1 protein-coding gene is annotated in these 1285 nt (G+C 59.2%); it reads left to right on the top strand.

Features of this window, described 5'->3' with window-relative positions; translation table 11 throughout:
- The first annotated feature begins 89 nt into the window (after positions 1–89).
- Positions 90–1232: an IS481 family transposase gene (locus QQF33_RS03320; RefSeq protein ID WP_455583678.1), complete on the top strand. Its 1143-nt coding sequence runs from the start codon at positions 90–92 to the stop codon at positions 1230–1232.
- Positions 1233–1285: the final 53 nt, after the last annotated feature.

Here is a 1285-nt window from a genome sequence, read left to right as displayed (position 1 = left end):
TGTACGGTCCGGGGACATCATGAACACTTGTTCGGGGACATGGTAGACACTTACAACTAAGGCATACGAACCCGTTTATGGAGTCGCTTATGCCCTGGGATGAGAGAGATACCATGTCATTACGTACCGAGTTTGTTCTGTTCGCCTCGCAAGACGGGGCGAACATTCGTTCTCTTTGCCGTCACTACGGCATTTCGCCCGCCACCGGCTACAAGTGGCTCGCCCGCTGGTCTGAACACGGCGCTCTCGGACTGGCTGACCGCCCCCGCACGCCTCACCATTCCCCGAACCGCTCATCTGACGGCATCACTGACCTGCTGCGCCTGGCACATGCCCGTCATGAACGCTGGGGCGCGCGCAAGATTAAGCGCTGGCTCGAAGACCAGGGACACAGGATGCCCGCTTTCAGCACTGTCCATAACCTGATGGCCCGTCACGGCCTGCTGCCGGGCACGACACCGGGCATTCCGGCCACCGGCCGCTTTGAACATGACGCCCCCAACCGCCTCTGGCAGATGGACTTTAAGGGCCATTTTCCCTTTGGGGGCGGACGCTGCCATCCACTGACCCTGCTCGATGACCACTCCCGTTTTTCTCTCTGTCTGGCGCACTGCGACGATGAACGGCGGGAGACCGTGCAGTCACAGCTGATTAACGTGTTCAGGCACTACGGGTTACCGGAGCGGATGACGATGGACAACGGGGCTCCGTGGGGAGACACCACCGGAACCTGGACGGCACTGGAGCTGTGGCTGATGCGCCAGGGTATCCGGGTGGGCCACTCGCGGCCATATCATCCACAGACGCAGGGCAAGCTGGAGCGTTTTCACCGCAGCCTGAAGGCAGAAGTCCTGCAGGGGAAGTGGTTTGCGGACAGTGGTGAGCTGCAGCGTGCCTTTGACCACTGGCGCAACGTCTATAACCTTGAACGGCCGCACACCTCGCTGGATATGGCAGTGCCTGCTTCGCGGTATCAGCCATCAGCGCGGGAGTACAACAGTCACGCTGAACCCCCGGAATACGACGAGGGAGTGATGGTCAGGAAAGTCGATATCAGCGGAAAGCTGAGCCTGAGAGGGGTCACGCTGAAGGCAGGAAAGGCGTTCAGGGGTGAACATGTGGGGCTGAAGGAAGGGGCTGAAGATGGCTGTTATGAGGTGTGGTGGTACAGCACGAAAGTGGGGGTGATCGACCTGAAGAAAAGGTCGATCACCATGGGTAAAGGATGTTAAATAGTGTTCACCATGTCCCCGAACACCTGTCTACCATGTCTCCGGACCGTACA

The organism is Lelliottia wanjuensis, assembly GCF_030238365.1.
GTDB lineage: Bacteria > Pseudomonadota > Gammaproteobacteria > Enterobacterales > Enterobacteriaceae > Enterobacter > Enterobacter wanjuensis.
Note: the sequence above shows the minus strand (reverse complement) of the source record. Positions and strands in the feature narration are given on the sequence as shown.

What these genes read in the sequence shown, in the direction of transcription:
- QQF33_RS03320 (WP_455583678.1), top strand. Translation starts at nt 90, where the DNA reads ATGCCCTGGGATGAGAGAGATACCATGTCATTACGTACCGAGTTTGTT.